Below are 16034 nucleotides of genomic sequence, written 5' to 3'. Positions count from 1 at the left end.
TCCTAGGATGGCCCCCATGCCTGACATTTCCCGTGACGAGGTCGCCCACCTGGCGAACCTCGCCCGGATCGACCTCGACGATGCCGAGCTCGACCACCTCGCACCGCAGCTGTCGGTGATCCTCGAGTCGGTCGCCTCGATCAGCGGAGTCGCCGGCGACGACGTCCCCCCGACCTCGCACGCGCTGCCGATGACCAACGTCTTCCGAGACGACGTCGTCCGCCCGTGCCTCACCGCCGAGCAGGCGCTGTCCGGTGCTCCCGCCCACGAGCAGCAGCGCTTCTCGGTCCCTCGCATCCTGGGAGACGAGCAGTGACCGCCCCCACCACCGACTGGACCCGCAGGACCGCGGCCGAGCTCGCCGACGCCCTCGCGGCCGGCGAGGTCACCTCGGTCGAGCTGACCCGCGCCCACCTCGACCGGATCGCCGCGGTCGACGGCGAGGTGCACGCCTTCCTCCACGTCGACGCCGACGGCGCCCTCGCCGAGGCGGCGGCCTCCGACGCCCGCCGCGCCGCGGGCGCCCCCCTGTCGTCGCTCGACGGGGTCCCGATCGCGGTCAAGGACGTGCTGGCGACCGCCGGCCTGCCCACGACGTGCGGCTCGAAGATCCTCGAGGGCTGGGTGCCGCCGTACGACGCCACCGTCGTGCGCAAGCTGCGCGAGGCCGGCCTGCCCATCCTGGGCAAGACCAACATGGACGAGTTCGCGATGGGCTCCTCCACCGAGCACTCCGCCTACGGCGCGACCCACAACCCGTGGGACCTCGACCGGATCCCCGGCGGCTCGGGCGGTGGCTCGGCCGCGGCCGTGGCCGCCTTCGAGGCGCCGCTCGCCATCGGCACCGACACCGGCGGCTCGATCCGCCAGCCCGGCGCCGTCACCGGCACGGTCGGCGTGAAGCCGACCTACGGCTCGGTCTCCCGCTACGGCCTCGTGGCCCTGGCCAACTCGCTCGACCAGGCCGGCCCGGTCACCCGCACGGTGCTCGACTCGGCGCTGCTGCACGAGGTCATCGGCGGCCACGACGAGCTCGACTCCACCAGCATCGACCGCCCGGTCGGCGCCTACGTCGAGGCCGCCCGTCAGGGTGCCGCCGGCGACATGACCGGCGTCCGGATCGGCGTCGTCACCGAGCTCGGCGGAGAGGGCTACCAGCCCGGCGTGCTGGCCCGCTTCCAGGAGTCGGTCGACCTGTTGGTCAAGGCCGGCGCCGAGGTCGTGGAGGTCTCCTGCCCGACGTTCGTGCACGCGCTGGCGACCTACTACCTGATCCTGCCGGCTGAGGCGTCCAGCAACCTCGCGAAGTTCGACGCGATGCGCTACGGCCTGCGGGTCCTGCCCGAGGGCATCGAGAGCCCGTCGGCCGAGGACGTCATGCGGGCCACCCGTGACGCCGGCTTCGGCGACGAGGTCAAGCGCCGCATCATCCTCGGCACCTACGCCCTGTCCAGCGGCTACTACGACGCCTACTACGGCCAGGCCCAGAAGGTGCGCACCCTCATCAGCCGCGACTTCGACGCTGCGTTCGAGAAGGCCGACGTGCTGGTGTCGCCGACCGCGCCGACCACGGCGTTCAAGCTGGGGGAGAAGCTCGACGACCCGATCGCGATGTACCTCAACGACCTCGCGACCATCCCGGCCAACCTCGCGGGCGTCCCGGGCATCTCGGTGCCCAGCGGCCTCGCCGACGAGGACGGCCTGCCTGCCGGCTTCCAGATCCTGGCGCCGGCCCTGGCCGACGAGCGCCTCTACCGTGTCGGCGCCGCCCTCGAGGCCGCGCTGCTCGACCAGTGGGGCGGCCCGCTGCTCGACAAGGCCCCGGAACTCGGCAAGCTCGATCACCGAAACGGAGACTCGGCATGACCGAAACGCTTGTGTCCTTCGAGGACGTCCTCGCGGCGTACGACCCGGCGATGGGCCTGGAGGTCCACGTCGAGCTGAACACCAACTCCAAGATGTTCTGCGGCTGCCCGACCGAGTTCGGCGCCGAGCCCAACACGCAGGTCTGCCCGACCTGCCTGGGGCTGCCCGGCGCGATGCCCGTGGTCAACCGCAAGGCCGTGGAGTCGGCGATCCGGATCGGCCTCGCGCTCAACTGCGACATCGCCGAGTGGTGCCGCTTCGCGCGGAAGAACTACTTCTACCCGGACATGCCGAAGAACTTCCAGACCTCCCAGTACGACGAGCCCATCGCCTTCGACGGCCACATGGACGTCGAGGTCGACGGGGAGACCTTCCGGGTCGAGATCGAGCGCGCCCACATGGAGGAGGACACCGGCAAGTCGCTGCACGTCGGCGGCGCGACCGGTCGCATCCACGGCGCCGACTACTCGCTGGTCGACTACAACCGCGCCGGCATCCCGCTGATCGAGATCGTCACCCGCCCGATCATGGGCGCGGGGGAGAAGGCGCCTGAGATCGCCAAGGCGTACGTCGCCCAGCTGCGCGAGCTGATCGTCGCCCTCGGCGTCTCCGACGCCCGGATGGACCAGGGCTCGATCCGCGCCGACGTCAACCTGTCGCTGTCGCCGAAGGGGACCGGGACGCTCGGCACCCGCTCGGAGACCAAGAACGTCAACTCCCTGCGCTCGGTCGAGCGTGCGGTCCGCTACGAGATGCAGCGCCACGCGGGCATCCTCGACGCGGGCGGCTCGATCCTGCAGGAGACCCGCCACTGGCACGAGGACACCGGGATCACCACGAGTGGTCGCGAGAAGTCCGACGCCGAGGACTACCGCTACTTCCCCGAGCCCGACCTGGTGCCCGTGGCGCCGTCGCGCGAGTGGGTCGAGGAGCTCCGCGGCACGCTGCCGGAGAACCCCACCCAGAAGCGCGCCCGCCTGCAGGCCGAGTGGGGCTTCTCCGACCTCGAGATGCGCGACACCGTGGGTGCCGGCGCGTTCGGCCTGGTCGAGGAGACCATCGCGGCCGGGGCCACCCCGCAGGCCGCCCGCAAGTGGTGGCTCTCGGAGATGGCGCGTCGGGCCAACGACTCGGGTGTCGAGATCGGCGCCCTGGGCGTCTCGCCGGCGCAGGTCGCCGCGGTGCAGGCGCTGGTCGACGGCGGCACCATCAACGACAAGCTGGCCCGCCAGGTCTTCGACGGTCTGCTCGCCGGTGAGGGCACCCCCGAGGAGATCGTCGCGGCCCGCGGGCTCGCGATCGTCTCCGACGAGGGCGCGCTGTCCGCGGCCGTCGACAACGCCATCGCCGCCAACCCCGACGTCGCGGACAAGATCCGCGACGGCAAGGTGGCCGCGGCCGGTGCCCTGATCGGGGCGGTCATGAAGGAGATGCGCGGCCAGGCCGACGCCGGCCGGGTGCGCGAGCTGATCCTGGAGAAGCTGGCCTGAGCGGGTCTGAGACCCTGCCCACAGTGTGAGTCCGCGATGCGTGTGTGACATCGGGGCGGCCAGCACCGGTTGGTAAAGTCTGCGGTCGCTCCGGGAGAGCCGACCCTGACCGCAACCAATCCTTTGGGAGCTGGCCGCTTCGATGTCCACCCGCTCAGCACGACTTCCTTCCCTGCTCGTCGCCCTGGTCGCCACGTTGGCGATCGGAGCCGGCGCGTTCGCCGCCCCGGCCTCCGCCGTCGGGCACTACACCCCGCCCGCGGGGGTGAAGACCAACAATCCCCTCGGTGACCGGACCGAGCGCCGCGTGATCATCCGGCACGTCATCCGCGCCATCGACAGCACGCCGCGGATGTCGCACATCCGGATCGCCAGCTGGAACATCCGCAGCGACGCGATCGTCGACGCGCTGATCGCCGCCCACAAGCGGCACGTGTCGGTCCGGGTGATCATGGACCGCGGCAACGCCAACCCCGACAACCCCAACGAGGGCGTCAACCGGCTGCAGCGGGCGCTGAAGAACAACGGCAACCGCACTCGCCGCCCGGCGATGCGCAGCCACCTCGAGAAGTGCCGCAGCTCCTGCCGTGGCACGCGCGGCATCGCGCACTCGAAGTTCTTCCTCTTCGACCACGTGGGTCGCGCCCACGACGTCGTGATGAACGGCTCCTTCAACGCCACCGACCTCGCGGTCAGCGGCCAGTGGAACGACATCTTCACCGTCGTGGGCCGTCCGAAGGTCTTCAAGGAGTTCCGCAAGGTCTTCTCGCAGATGTTCAAGGACCAGCCGGTCGCGCAGGGCTACCGCGTGCACCGCTACCGGTCGCTGACCACGATGGCCTTCCCTTACACCGGCGCGCACACGACCAAGGACCCCGTCATGCGGGAGCTGGACCGGGTGACCTGCTCCGGCGCACGCAACACCGGTGACGGCCACACGAGCCTGCGGATCGCCCAGACCTCGTGGTACGGCGACCGCGGCAAGCAGATCGCGTGGCGGATCCGGCACATGCAGAACAACGGCTGCCGCATCCGGATCGTGTACGCCGTCATGGGCAACGAGGTGCTGCGCATCCTGCGCCACGGGGGAGACCACCCCGTGCCGATGCGCCAGATCGTGCAGGACTTCAACGCCGACGGCGTCTACGACAAGTACCTCCACATGAAGGTCATGACGATCCAGGGGCACTACCGCAAGGACCACGCCGCGACCATCACGCTCAACGGGTCGGCCAACTGGTCGCCGGCAGTGCTGGCCAGCGACGAGGCCGTGCTCCGGCTGAGCCGCCCGGTCACGCTGAACCGCTACAACGGGTGGATCAACCACCTCTTCCACAACCCGCCGAAGAAGTACCCCAACGGCAAGGACCCCGCCGGCACCGGCACCGGCACCAACCTGCCCGGCCGCTGGAGCACCAGCTCGGTCGATCCGTACGCCCTCGTCGAGGCGGACTGACCCACGGCGTCCACGGGCGGACCGGCCCCCTCACGGGGGCCGGTCCGTCGGTATGCTGCGCTCACACAACTCATCACGCCCGCAGTGGGGGAAGCCGGTCCGAATCCGGCGCTGACCCGCAACCGTGTGCTCGCCGAGGTTCGCCTCGGGGAGCGAGCCGGACCACCTGCCGCGACGCGTCCTGATCACACGCTGTCGTGGAAACCAGCGGGTGGCCCCGGGCCTCCCGTTGTGCAGCGGGAAGGAACCCTCATGTCACGCCTCTCCAGGAGCTCGGCGCTCGTCGCCGTCTCCGCCCTGCTCCTCACGCTCGTCCCCGGAGCCGCCCAGGCGGCCCCCGACGACCGGGCCGGCACCTGGCTCACCCGCCAGCTGACCGGCGGCCTGGTCCACAACGACCAGTACTCCTTCGACGACTACGGCCTCACCGCCGACGTCGCCTTCGCGCTGATCGCGACCGGGGGCCAGGCCTCCCACGTCGCCGACATCCGCACGGCGCTGGCCACCCACGTCGACAGCTGGACCACCGGCGTCGACTTCGGCACCGACGACGTCTACGCCGGCTCCGTCGCCAAGGCGGTCGTCCTGGCCGAGGCCACCGGCGCCGACCCGCGCTCCTTCGGCGGTGTCGACCTCGTCCAGCGACTCAACCGACGCATCAGTGCCGACATCCCGACGGTCGGCCGGATCCAGGACAAGTCCGCGACCGACTACGCCAACACCATCGGCCAGGCCTTCGCGGCCCGTGGCCTGGCCGTGGCGGGCTCCGGGAAGGCTGACGAGGCGATCCGCTTCCTGCTGGAGCAGCAGTGCTCCGGCGGCTGGTTCCGCCTCAACTTCGCGGGCAAGGCCAAGGCCGACCAGTCCTGCGACGCCGGCAAGCGGTCCACGACCAGCGCACCCGACACCGACGTCACCGCTCTCGCGGTGATCAACCTGCGGCCGGTCCCGCACAAGTCGGCCGCGGTGAAGGCCGCGATCAAGGACGCCGTCGCGTGGCTCAAGCACCACCAGAAGGACAACGGCAGCTTCGGCGGCGGCCCCGCCACCGAGACCTCCAACGCCAACAGCACCGGCCTCGCGGCCTGGGCCCTCGGCGGCTCCGGCGCGTGCGGTGCGGCCTCGAAGGCGGCGGCCTGGGTGAAGAAGCTCCAGGTCGGTGACGTCGCCAGCGGCAAGCCGCTCGACGGCGAGCGCGGCGCGATCGCCTACGACCGGACGGCGTACGACGCCGCCGCGACGGACGGCATCACGACCGAGACCCAGGACCAGTGGCGGCGCGCCACCTCGCAGGCGGCGCCGGGCCTGGGCTACCTGACGTGCGGCTGACGCTCGCCTCGCTCGTCGCCGCGGTCCTCGTGACCGCGGCGACGGGTGTGATCCCTGCGGCGCCGGCCCAGGCGGCCGCCTGCTCGACCGCGAGCGGGGTCACGGTCGTCGTGGACTTCCACGAGCTCGGCGGCGGGGTGCAGCAGGTCTGCGACGCCGGTGGTGCCGGCGACGACGCGGCGACCCAGTTCGAGGACTCCGGCTTCGCCCTGACCCGGGTGCAGCGCCAGCCCGGGTTCGTGTGCCGGGTCAACAACGCGCCGTCCTCGGACCAGGAGTCCTGCGTCAACACCCCGCCCGCCGACGCCTACTGGGGCCTGTGGTGGTCCGACGGCACGTCCGGGACCTGGACCTACGCCAGCCAGGGCGTCGACTCGCTGACCGTCCCCGAGGGCGGGTACGTCGCCCTCTCGTGGAACGGCAGCAGCACCAAGTCCCCGCCGGGTGCGGCCCCCACGGCCCACAAGACCGCGTCGCCGACCCCCTCGCCCTCACCGAGCCACCAGCCGACGCAGCGGCCGACCCAGCAGCCGACGCATCCGGCCTCGCAGCCCCCGAGCACGGCCGGACCAGCGTCGACGGCGACCGCGTCGAGTGACGCATCCGCCTCGGCCGCAGCGTCCAGCACGCGGTCTGCGGCACCCGGCCCGAAGAAGCACCACCGGGGCCACGCGTCGACGTCGCCGAGCGCGATCGCGTCGGCGTCCGACACCCCCGAGGCGTCGCCGTCCCCGGCGGGCGCCCTACCCAGCGCGGACGCACCCACCCCGGACGACGGCGGCCTCCCCGCCTGGGTGGCGCCGGCGGCCATCGCGGTGCTCTTCGCGGCGGCCGGTGCCACCGCGCTCGTGCGTCGCCGCAGGGCCGGCTGAGCGATGTCCCCGACGCGGCTCCCGCGCGACCTGCACCCCGTGGCCTGGTGGGTGTGGGCGATCGGTCTCGCCGCGGCGGCGTCGCTGACGACCAACCCGCTCGTGCTGCTCCTCCTGGTGGCGGTGGCGAGCGTGGTCGTCATGGCGCGACGTTCCGACCAGCCGTGGGCCGCGTCGTTCCGGATCTACGTCTGGCTCGGGGTCGTGATCGTCGGGGTCCGGCTGGCGTTCCGGGTGGTCTTCGGGGCCGGTGACGTCGGCACCGTGCTGGTCCCGCTCCCGGCCGTGCCCCTGCCGCACTGGGTCGCCGGCATCACCCTGCTGGGGCCGATCACGCGGGAGGCGCTCCTGGCCGGCCTGTACGACGGCCTCCGGCTCGCCACGATCGTGATCTGCATCGGCGCCGCCAACGCCCTCGCCAACCCCAAGCGGCTGCTCCGCTCGGTGCCGCCGGCGCTCTACGAGATCGGGACCGCGCTGGTGGTGGCGGTGACCGTGCTGCCGCAGTTCGCCGACAGCGTGCGCCGGGTCCGGGCCGCGCAGAGCCTGCGGGCGGGGGACACCGGCCGGATCGGGCGGCTGCGCCGCTTCCTGGTGCCGGTCCTCGAGGACGCCCTGGAGCGGTCGCTGGCCCTCGCGGCGGGCATGGACGCGCGGGGCTACGGCCGGGCCGGCAACCTCGGCCGGACCGCCCGGCGCACCACCGGAGCCCTGATGCTGACCGGGCTGGTCGGCATCTGCGTCGGCACCTACGCCGTCCTCGACCAGACCGCGCCGCGCTGGCTCGCGCTGCCGATGCTCGCCCTCGGTGCCGCGACGGCGACGGCCGGCCTGCTCAGCGCGGGTCGTCGGGTGGAGCGCACCCGCTACCGGCCCGACCACTGGCGGCTGCCCGAGCTCGTCGTCGTCGCGTCTGGCGTCGCGGTGGCAGCCCTCGCCTGGTGGGTCGGCGGGCACCAGATCGCCCTGGCCTACCCCGACCTCGCCACGGTCCCGCGGGTGGGCGGCGCGTCCCTGCTCGGTGCCGCGATCGGCCTGCTCGGCGGACTGGCGTCGCCGCCGGTGGCTGCGCCGTACCGTCCCGCGCCCGAACTGCGCGGCCACGTGGAGGCCGCCGCATGATCGAGCTGCGCGACATCACGTTCGGCTACGCCGAGGGGCCTCCCGTCCTCGACCGGGTCTCGCTGACCATCGAGGAGGGCGAGCTCGTCGTCGTCTCGGGGCCGACCGGCGTCGGCAAGTCCACGCTGCTGGGGGTCGTGACCGGGCTGGTGCCGCGGTTCAGCGGCGGCCACCTCTCCGGCGACGTGCTGCTCGACGGCGCCAGCGTCGTGCGCACCCCGCCGCGCGACCGCGCCCACCTCGTGGGTTACGTCGGCCAGGACCCCGCCGCGGGCTTCGTGACCGACACGGTGGAGGAGGAGCTGGCCTACGGCATGGAGCAGCTCGGCCTGCCCGCCGACACCATGCGCCGCCGGGTCGAGGAGACCCTCGACCTGCTCGGCATCGCCGAGCTCCGCCACCGGGACCTGCGCACCCTCTCGGGTGGCCAGCAGCAGCGCGTCGCCATCGGGTCGGTCCTCACGATGCACCCCCGCCTGCTGGTGCTCGACGAGCCCACCTCCGCCCTCGACCCGACCGCAGCCGAGGACGTCCTGGCGACCCTCACCCGGCTCGTGCACGACCTGGGCGTCAGCGTGCTGATGGCCGAGCACCGGCTCGAGCGGGTCGTCCCCTTCGCCGACCGGATGTGCCTGATGACCGGCGGGGGTGCCGTGCGGGTGGGCGAGCCGGCGACCCTGCTGGCCGACTCGCCGGTGGTCCCGCCGATCGTCGAGCTCGGCCGCGCGGCCGGCTGGGACCCGCTCCCGCTGAGCGTGCGCGACGCCCGCCGGCTGGCCCGCGGGCTGGCCGACCGACTCGGGGCACCCCCGACCCCGGAGGTGGAGGCCGACTCCGACGGTGTCGCGCTCCGGGCCCGTCGCCTCTCCGTCGTGCACGGCCCCACCGTCGCGGTGCGCGAGGTCGACCTCGCCCTCGGCGCGCGCCGGGTCACGGCGTTGATGGGGCGCAACGGCTCGGGCAAGTCCTCGATGATGTGGGCCCTGCAGGGCAGCGGCCGGCGCGCGGCGGGCGACGTACACGTCGGCAGCCACGACCCGGCGGCCCTCGACGCCGCCGGTCGCCGCAACCTGGTGGGCCTGGTGCCGCAGAACGCCGCGGACCTGCTCTACCTCGAGACCGTCGCCGAGGAGTGCGCCGCCGCCGACGGCGGCTCGGGCGACTGCCGGGCGATCCTCGAGCGCCTCGTGCCGGGCATCCCGGACGACACCCACCCGCGCGACCTCTCGGAGGGCCAGCGGCTCGCCCTCGCGCTCTCCCTGGTCCTCGTCTCCCGGCCCGACGTGCTGCTCCTCGACGAGCCGACGCGCGGCCTGGACTACGCCGCCAAGCACGAGCTCGCGGGCATCCTCCGCACCCTGGCCGAGGAGGGGCACGCCGTCCTCGTCGCCACCCACGACGTCGAGTTCGTCGCCCAGGCCGCCCACGACGTGGTGGTGCTGGCCGAGGGCGAGGTCGTCTCCTCCGGGCCCGTACGCCGCGTGGTGGCCGAGTCTCCCGCCTTCGCCCCCCAGGTCACCAAGGTGCTCGGCGCGCCGTGGCTGCGGGTCGACGAGGTGGCCGCACGGCTGGACTCGGCATGAGCGCCCGCGTCTCGGCGGTCCCGATCGCGCCGCGCACCGCCCTCGTGCTCGGCGTCGCGTCGCTGGCCGGGCTGATGATGCTCTGCTGGCCGCTGCTCGTGCAGGTCGGCGACGAGCCGCGGGTCGACCCGCCGTTCCTCTTCCTCGGCCTGCTGCCCGTCGTCATCGCCGTTGTGCTGGCCGAGATCAGCGAGGGGGGCATGGACCCCCGCGTGCTGGCGATCCTCGGGGTGCTCTCGGCGATCAACGCCGTCCTGCGTGGCATCTCGCCCGGCACCGCCGGCGTCGAGCTCGTCCTCTTCCTGCTGATCCTCGCCGGGCGCGTCTTCGGCCCCGGCTTCGGCTTCGTCCTGGGCTGCACGTCGCTCTTCGCGTCGGCCCTGATGACCGCCGGCGTCGGCCCGTGGCTGCCGTTCCAGATGCTGGTGTCCGCCTGGGTGGGGATGGGCGCGGGCCTGCTCCCGCGGCGGGTCACCGGGCGGGCCGAGATCGCCATGCTGGTGGTCTACGGGATCGTCGCGGCCTACGCGTTCGGCCTGCTGATGAACCTCTCGGGCTGGCCGTTCCTGCTCGGCGTGGAGGTGCCCGGCCACGGGAGCTCGCTGTCGTTCGTGGCCGGCGCACCGGTCGCGGACAACCTGCACCGCTTCGCGGTCTACACGCTGCTCACGTCGACCGGCAGCTGGGACACCGGACGGGCGATCACCAACGCGGTGGCGATCGCGGTGCTCGGCCCGGCCGTCCTGTCGACGCTGCGCCGGGCCTCCCGGCGGGCGACGGTCACCGGGACTGTTCAGCCCACGGCGTCCAGTGCACCCCGACCCCACGGCTCCTGAGGTCGTCGAGCGCGGCGTTCAACCCTCGGGCGGCGAGACGACGGGGCTTGCTGGTGCGCGCGTTGCGGCCGACGGCCACGGTCACGGCGTCGCCCTCGGCGCGGACCAGCAGCTCGGTCCGGTAGGACGTCTCACCGACCAGGATCCAGCCCCAGGCGAAGTGCACCGCGCGGAAGCCGGTCGGGGTGGCGTCCTTGGTCTTGAACCCAGCGATGTCGAGGTGCCGGGCCAGCACCCCGAGGGTCTCCTCGCGCAGCGCACCGACGCGCAGCTCGAGCTCGGGTCTGAGCATGGTCAGTGGCCACGTCGGCAGCTGCTCGCCCCCGCTGGTCACTGCTGTCCGCCGTACGGGTCGACCAGCAGGATCCGGTCGTCGCCCTCGACCGGGGCGCCGCGGCCGTCGCGGTTGCTGGTGGTCACCCACAGCCGTCCGTCGGGAGCCACCGCAACCGTGCGCATCCGGCCGTACTCGCCCACGAAGAAGTCGGTCGGGTGGGAGGCGCGGGTGCCGTGGACGTCGATGCGCCACAGGCGCATGCCGCGCAGGGAGCCGAGCCAGAGCTCGCCGTCGAGGTAGGCCAGGCCCGACGGCGAGGCGACCGACGGGTCCCACACGACCTGCGGGTTGGTCATGCCTGCGGCATCGCCCCGTCCCTCGACGACCGGCCAGCCGTAGTCGTGGCCGGCCACGATGAGGTTGAGCTCGTCGAACAGGTCGTGCCCGAACTCCGAGGCCCACAGGTGCCCGGCGTCGTCGAAGGCCAGGCCCTGCACGTTGCGGTGGCCGTAGGAGAAGACCGGCGTGCCGAAGGGGTTGCCCGGTGCCGGGTCGCCGTCGGGGGTGATCCGCAGGATCTTCCCGCCGAGGGAGTCCTTGTCCTGGGCCAGGGACTCGTCGCCCGTCTCGCCGGTGGAGGCGTAGAGGTAGCCGTCGGGCCCGAAGGCGAGCCGGCCGCCGTCATGGATGTAGCCGTGGGGGATGCCGTCGAGGACCACCTCGAGGTCGCCGAGCCGCCCGCCGTCGTACGTCGCCCGTTCGATGCGGTTGTCCTCGGGCGTCGTGACGTAGAAGTAGAGGAGGTGGTCGCTGGCGAAGTCGGGGGAGACCGCCACGCCGAGCAGCCCGGACTCGCCCGCGGCGCCCTCGCCGACGGGCTCGCCGATGGTGGTGATCACCCTGACGTCGTGGTCGGGGCCGTGGATCAGCAGCACCCGGCGGGTGTCCCGCTCGGTGACGACCGCGTCGCCGTCGGGCAGGAACGCCAGCCCCCACGGCACGGCCAGCCCGGTGGCGATCGTCCCGACCACCCAGGGGGTGCCGGCGGGCTTCGAGGGGCTGCCGGAGGAGGTGGCGCTCGACGTGGGCGCCGGTGAGGCCGTGACGGTGTCGCCCGGCTCGCCGGAGGAGTCGCCCCCGGAGGTGCAGCCGGCCAGGGCCGCGATCGCGACCAGGGCGACCGCCCCCCGGCGCACGTCAGCCCACCCGCTCCAGGAAGTCGAGCAGCAGCTCGTGCACGCGCTCGGGCTGCTCCATCTGGATGAAGTGGCTGCCGCGGAGCTCGACGTAGGTCGCCCCCTCGATCCGGTCGGCGGCGGTGCGCATGTCGCGGGCGCCGGCCAGCACGTCGTACGTCGCGGCGACGAACATGGTCGGCACGGTGATGCCGCTGAGCGAGACGCGGGCGTGCTCGGAGGTCTTGAGGGCGAGGTGGAAGTACCAGTCGACGGGCGTGGTGAGGAACTCCGCGATCGCGACCGCGGCGAGCTCGGGGTCCGGCACGGGGAGCATGAAGCCGCTGTGGGTGATCAGGTCGACGGCGCGCGGGCCGACCGGCAGCCGCGAGGCGATCGGCGTGAGCAGTCGGCCGCCGAGCTTCATCGCGCGGGAGAGGCTCACGGTGAGGGCGCGGGCCGCGAGGTGCGGCAGGTGCAGCGGGCCGAGCATGGTGGCGAACGTGTCGCCGGGGACGCCCGCGACGGCGAAGAGGCCGGTGACGCGCTCGGGGTGGCGGACCGCGAGCTCGAACATCGTGTTGACGCCCATGGACCAGCCCATGAGGACCGCCCGGTCGACCCCGAAGTGGTCCATGACCGACAGGCCGTCCTCGACGAACTCCTCGATGCCGACGCGCTGCGGGTCGCTCGGGCGGTCCGACCCGCCGGTGCCGCGGTGGTTCCACGACACGACGCGGACGCCGCAGTCGGGGTCGAGCAGCGCCGGCCAGGTCCAGGGGCTGGTGCCGAGCCCGTTGCAGAGCACCACGGTCGGGCCGTCGATGCGGCCCGCGGGGTCGTTGGTCCACGCCCGCAGCCGTGTCCCGTCGTCCGAGAGGACGTCGTGGAAGGTGATCTGGTCGTCCGTGGCGGCGCGGGCGGCGGAGGCGGGCATGGGCCCGATTGTGCCCCAGCCTCAGTGCCGGGTGCGGGAGGTGTGGCTGGGTTCACCAGGTGCCCAGGGAGGTGGGCCGACCCGGTGAACCCAGCTCACAGAGCAGCCTGGGCTGCGACCTCCGCGGTCGGGGACCCGCCGGCGGACCCGGTCAGTCCGGCGAGGAAGTCCTCGACCTCGTCGCGTTCCGCACGTCGTTGGGCGAGCGCGGTGGAGGCGATCATGGCGTTGCGACGGGCGACCTGCTGCGACTCGACCGGCCACTGCGTGAGATGGCGGTGGAGCGACTTCCAGAGGTTCATGACTGGCTCCCGGGACGACGTCGGCAACTGCGGTGGGTGGTGCAGCACTCCTGCTCTGACAACGAACCTAGGAGGGCGCGAGGTCGCCGGCGTCAACGTCGTGTGACGGTTGGGTGAACTCGTCGGCGATCAGTCCGGCACCGGCTCGGCGAGGGTGGCCCCGCTCCGCGTGGCGCCGACGCTGGCCACGACCACGCAGGCCATCGCGACCCACTGCACCGGCGAGAGGAACTCCCCGAGCACCACGATCCCGGCGAGGGCTGCGGCCGCCGGCTCCAGGCTCATCAGCACCCCGAAGACGGCCGGCCGGATCGAGCGCAGCGCCACCATCTCGCAGCTGTAGGGGATCACCGAGCTGAGCAGCCCGACGGCGGCGCCGAGCAGCAGCACCCGCCCGTCGCCCAGCTTGTCGCCGCCGACGTGCAGGGCGAACGGGGTGAGCAGCAGTGTCGCCACGACGCTGGCCACCGCCAGCCCGTCCAGGCCGGGCCAGCGTCGTCCGGTCTCGGCGCTCAGCAGGATGTACGCCGCCCACGCGGCGCCGGCCAGCAGCGCGCACAGCACGCCGGGCCAGGTCAGGTGGGCCCGCTCGACCCCGAGCAGCGCCACGCCCAGTCCGGCGAGGCCGACCCAGACCAGGTCGCGCGCGCGGCGCGAGCCGAGCACGGCCAGCGTGAGCGGCCCGACGAACTCGATGGTGACCGCGATGCCCAGCGGGATCCGGGCGAACGACTGGTAGATCGCCCAGTTCATGGTGCCCAGCGAGGCGCCGAGACCCAGCACGACCAGCCAGTCGCGCCGGCTCCGGCCGCGCAGGACCGGTCGCGCGGCGAGCGCGAGGACCACCGCGCTGGTGACCAGCCGCAGCCACACGATCAGGGTCGGCTCGACCTCGTCGAAGAGGCTCTTGGCGATGCCCGCGCCGAACTGGACCGAAAAGATCCCGACGAGCACCAGCCAGACCGGTGAGAATCGGGTGGTCACCGGGTCACACTACGAAAGACCCGGGATCGACGTACGAAGGGAAGTTGACCGTGGACAGGACAGTGCTGCTCGTGGGCACCCGCAAGGGACTGTGGATCGGGACCTCCGACGAGGCCCGCGTGGACTGGGAGTTCACCGGTCCGCACTTCGACATGGAGGAGGTCTACTCCTGCATGGTCGACACCCGCGGCGACCAGCCACGGCTGCTGGCCGGTGCGTCGTCGAGCTGGCTGGGTCCCCAGGTGCGGCACTCCGACGACCTGGGCGCGTCGTGGGCGGAGACCCCCAACGGCGCGATCCGCTTCCCGGAGTCGACCGGCGCGACCCTGGAGCGGGTCTGGCAGCTGGTGCCCGGGGCCGAGCCGGGTGTCGTCTACGCCGGCACCGAGCCCGGCGCGGTGTTCCGCTCCACCGACGGCGGCGAGACGTTCGCGCTCGAGCAGGCGCTCTGGGACCACCCGCACCGGCCGCAGTGGAACGCCGGCTTCGGCGGCCAGGCCTTCCACACCGTGCTCCCGCACCCCACGGACCCGCAGTCCGTGACCGCCGCGCTCTCGACCGGTGGCGTCTACCAGACCAACGACGGCGGGGCGTCGTGGGAGCCGCGCAACCAGGGCATCCGTGCGGAGTTCCTGCCCGAGGGGCAGCAGTACCCCGAGTTCGGCCAGTGCGTGCACAAGGTCACCCGGCACCCGGCCCGCCCCGAGCGGATGTACCTCCAGAACCACGGCGGCGTCTACCGCTCCGACGACCACGGCGCGTCCTGGCAGTCGATCGCCGACGGGTTGCCGGCCGACTTCGGGTTCCCGATCGTCGTCCACCCCCACGAGCCGGACACCGTCTACGTCTTCCCGATCGGCGGCGGCGACCGGCGCTACCCGCCGGACGCCAAGGCCCGGGTGTGGCGCTCGCGCGACGCGGGAGGGACGTGGGAGGAGCTCGCCGCGGGCCTGCCCGACGGCTTCTTCGTCGCGGTGATGCGCGACGCGATGTGCGCCGACGGTCACGAGCGGGCCGGGCTCTACTTCGGCGCCCGCAACGGCTCCGTGTGGGGCTCCGCGGACGAGGGCGACACCTGGCGCCAGATCGTCAGCGACCTCCCCGACGTGATGTGCGTGCGGGCCGCCGCGATCTGACCCGAACTCCAGCACGCGCCCGGCCGGGTGCGCGAGGATGCGCGCCATGAGCGAGTTCGAGATCTCCCGTTCGGCGACGATCGAGGCGGACCCGGGTCGGGTGCACGCGTTGGTCAACGACTTCCACGAGTGGACCGCGTGGTCGCCGTGGGAGGACGTGGACCCCGCCCTGGAGCGGACCTACTCCGGCCCCGCCAGCGGCACCGGCGCCCACTACGCCTGGTCGGGCAACCGCCGGGCCGGCCAGGGCAACATGGAGATCACGTCCTCGGTACCCGAGCGGATCGGGATCCGGCTGGCCTTCCTCAAGCCGTGGAAGGCCACCAACGACGTCACCTTCACCTTCGTCCCGTCCGCCGCGGGCACCGGCACCGACGTCACCTGGACGATGACCGGTGAGCACAAGGGGTTCGGCGTGGTGATCGGCAAGCTGTTCAACATGGACAAGCTGGTCGGCAAGGACTTCGAGAAGGGCCTGGCCCGGCTCAAGGTCGCCGCCGAGGGCTGAGCGCCGTCGAGTCGGCGCAACTGCCGGCCCCACAGAGGTCGAGTCGATGCTCCTATGACGCGTCAAGCCGCGATGGCGGGGGTGTTGAGGGCTCGTAGGTCTTGTCGGAGCAGGGTGAAGAGTTCGCGGGCGAGGTAGCGCTTGAGCTTGCGGCGCAGGTG

The 16034-nt window shown here is 72.9% G+C and carries 16 protein-coding genes and 1 riboswitch; of the genes, 11 read left to right on the top strand and 5 right to left on the bottom strand.

What is annotated here, in order from left to right:
- The first annotated feature begins 16 nt into the window (after positions 1-16).
- The 9 genes from gatC to EJF31_RS21415 all read left to right on the top strand — a co-directional run bounded on the left by gatC (position 17) and on the right by EJF31_RS21415 (position 10554).
- Positions 17-316 (top strand): Asp-tRNA(Asn)/Glu-tRNA(Gln) amidotransferase subunit GatC, encoded by a 300-nt coding sequence (gatC, locus tag EJF31_RS21455; protein WP_125039245.1) that lies wholly within the window; start codon positions 17-19, stop codon positions 314-316.
- Complete coding sequence (gene gatA, locus EJF31_RS21450; protein WP_125039244.1) at positions 313-1866, top strand: Asp-tRNA(Asn)/Glu-tRNA(Gln) amidotransferase subunit GatA; 1554 nt, start codon at positions 313-315, stop codon at positions 1864-1866. The genes gatC and gatA overlap by 4 nt, the downstream gene beginning before the upstream one ends.
- Positions 1863-3356, top strand: coding sequence for an Asp-tRNA(Asn)/Glu-tRNA(Gln) amidotransferase subunit GatB (gene gatB / locus EJF31_RS21445; RefSeq protein ID WP_125039243.1), 1494 nt, complete (start codon positions 1863-1865; stop codon positions 3354-3356). Before gatA ends, gatB begins: the two co-directional genes overlap by 4 nt.
- Positions 3357-3498: 142 nt before the next feature.
- Complete coding sequence (locus EJF31_RS21440; protein WP_125039242.1) at positions 3499-4812, top strand: phospholipase D-like domain-containing protein; 1314 nt, start codon at positions 3499-3501, stop codon at positions 4810-4812.
- A gap of 65 nt (positions 4813-4877) precedes the next feature.
- Positions 4878-5001, top strand: a riboswitch (cobalamin riboswitch).
- Between the two features lie 63 nt (positions 5002-5064).
- The gene (locus EJF31_RS21435) at positions 5065-6141 is read left to right on the top strand and encodes a hypothetical protein (RefSeq protein ID WP_125039241.1); all 1077 of its coding nucleotides are present in this window, start codon (positions 5065-5067) and stop codon (positions 6139-6141) included.
- Entirely contained in the window at positions 6132-7013 is an 882-nt protein-coding gene (locus EJF31_RS21430) for a hypothetical protein (RefSeq protein WP_125039240.1), read from the top strand. Before EJF31_RS21435 ends, EJF31_RS21430 begins: the two co-directional genes overlap by 10 nt.
- A 3-nt stretch (positions 7014-7016) precedes the next feature.
- A complete protein-coding gene (locus EJF31_RS21425; RefSeq protein ID WP_125039239.1) occupies positions 7017-8135 on the top strand; it encodes an energy-coupling factor transporter transmembrane component T in 1119 nt (372 codons plus the stop codon).
- A complete protein-coding gene (locus tag EJF31_RS21420; protein ID WP_125039238.1) occupies positions 8132-9718 on the top strand; it encodes an ABC transporter ATP-binding protein in 1587 nt (528 codons plus the stop codon). The genes EJF31_RS21425 and EJF31_RS21420 overlap by 4 nt, the downstream gene beginning before the upstream one ends.
- Entirely contained in the window at positions 9715-10554 is an 840-nt protein-coding gene (locus tag EJF31_RS21415; RefSeq protein WP_125039237.1) for an ECF transporter S component, read from the top strand. Before EJF31_RS21420 ends, EJF31_RS21415 begins: the two co-directional genes overlap by 4 nt.
- Here EJF31_RS21415 and EJF31_RS21410 read toward each other — a convergent pair.
- From EJF31_RS21410 to EJF31_RS21390, 5 genes are all read right to left on the bottom strand, one after another.
- The gene (locus EJF31_RS21410) at positions 10499-10846 is read right to left on the bottom strand and encodes a hypothetical protein (protein ID WP_125039236.1); all 348 of its coding nucleotides are present in this window, start codon (positions 10844-10846) and stop codon (positions 10499-10501) included. The two genes, EJF31_RS21415 and EJF31_RS21410, sit on opposite strands and share 56 nt — an antisense overlap.
- Before the next feature lie 38 nt (positions 10847-10884).
- A complete protein-coding gene (locus EJF31_RS21405; RefSeq protein WP_125039235.1) occupies positions 10885-12027 on the bottom strand; it encodes a sorbosone dehydrogenase family protein in 1143 nt (380 codons plus the stop codon).
- A gap of 1 nt (position 12028) precedes the next feature.
- On the bottom strand, positions 12029-12943 hold the full coding sequence (locus tag EJF31_RS21400) for an alpha/beta fold hydrolase (protein ID WP_125039234.1): 915 nt from the start codon (positions 12941-12943) through the stop codon (positions 12029-12031).
- A 95-nt stretch (positions 12944-13038) separates the two neighbouring features.
- Positions 13039-13245 (bottom strand): hypothetical protein, encoded by a 207-nt coding sequence (locus EJF31_RS21395; RefSeq protein WP_125039233.1) that lies wholly within the window; start codon positions 13243-13245, stop codon positions 13039-13041.
- A 129-nt stretch (positions 13246-13374) separates the two neighbouring features.
- Entirely contained in the window at positions 13375-14229 is an 855-nt protein-coding gene (locus EJF31_RS21390) for a DMT family transporter (RefSeq protein WP_125039232.1), read from the bottom strand.
- A gap of 50 nt (positions 14230-14279) precedes the next feature.
- On the opposite strand from EJF31_RS21390, the gene EJF31_RS21385 reads away from it, so the two are divergent.
- Together EJF31_RS21385 and EJF31_RS21380 are read left to right on the top strand one after the other, a co-directional pair.
- Positions 14280-15365: an exo-alpha-sialidase gene (locus EJF31_RS21385; RefSeq protein WP_125039231.1), complete on the top strand. Its 1086-nt coding sequence runs from the start codon at positions 14280-14282 to the stop codon at positions 15363-15365.
- Between the two features lie 46 nt (positions 15366-15411).
- Positions 15412-15873 (top strand): SRPBCC family protein, encoded by a 462-nt coding sequence (locus EJF31_RS21380; RefSeq protein ID WP_125039230.1) that lies wholly within the window; start codon positions 15412-15414, stop codon positions 15871-15873.
- The last annotated feature ends 161 nt before the right edge of the window (positions 15874-16034 follow it).

The organism is Nocardioides sp. LS1 (genome assembly GCF_003865225.1).
In the GTDB taxonomy this organism is placed as follows: domain Bacteria; phylum Actinomycetota; class Actinomycetes; order Propionibacteriales; family Nocardioidaceae; genus Nocardioides; species Nocardioides ginsengisegetis.
Note: the sequence above shows the minus strand (reverse complement) of the source record. Positions and strands in the feature narration are given on the sequence as shown.